Annotated in this window: 1 protein-coding gene; it reads right to left on the reverse strand. The window is 36.6% G+C overall.

The annotated features are described in order from the left end of the window. Positions 1 to 659, reverse strand: a 659-nt coding sequence (locus tag FJR06_RS09445) for a tetratricopeptide repeat protein (protein ID WP_168651298.1), incomplete at both ends; no start/stop codon positions are given.

Here is a 659-nt window from a genome sequence, read left to right on the forward strand (position 1 = left end):
TGATATCTAAAGATTGCAAATAAAGAGGTTCAGCATCATTATAACGTCCTTGAGAACTGTACAATCCTGCCAAATTATTCAGACTGGAAGCAACATCGGGATGATCATCACCTAATTGGTGTTTACTGATATCTAAAGATTGCAAATAAAGAGGTTCAGCATCGTTGTAACGTCCTTGAGAATAATACAATCCTGCCAAATTGTTTAGACTGGAAGCAACATCGGGATGATCATCACCTAATTGGCGTTTTCTGATATCTAAAGATTGCAAATAAAGAGGTTCAGCATCATTATAACGTCCTTGAGAATAATACAATCCTGCCAAATTGTTTAGACTGGAAGCAACATCGGGATGATCATCACCTAATTGGCGTTTTCTGATATCTAAAGATTGCAAATAAAGAGGTTCAGCATCATTATAACGTCCTTGAGAATAATACAATCCTGCCAAATTGTTTAGACTGGAAGCAACATCGGGATGATCATCACCTAATTGGCGTTTTCTGATATCTAAAGATTGCAAATAAAGAGGTTCAGCATCATTATAACGTCCTTGAGAATAATACAATCCTGCCAAATTGTTTAGACTGGAAGCAACATCGGGATGATCATCACCTAATTGGCGTTTTCTGATATCTAAAGATTGCAAATAAAGAGGT

Origin of the sequence: Dolichospermum sp. UHCC 0352 (assembly GCF_009711925.1) — a bacterium.
Classification (GTDB): Bacteria; Cyanobacteriota; Cyanobacteriia; order Cyanobacteriales; family Nostocaceae; genus Dolichospermum; species Dolichospermum lemmermannii.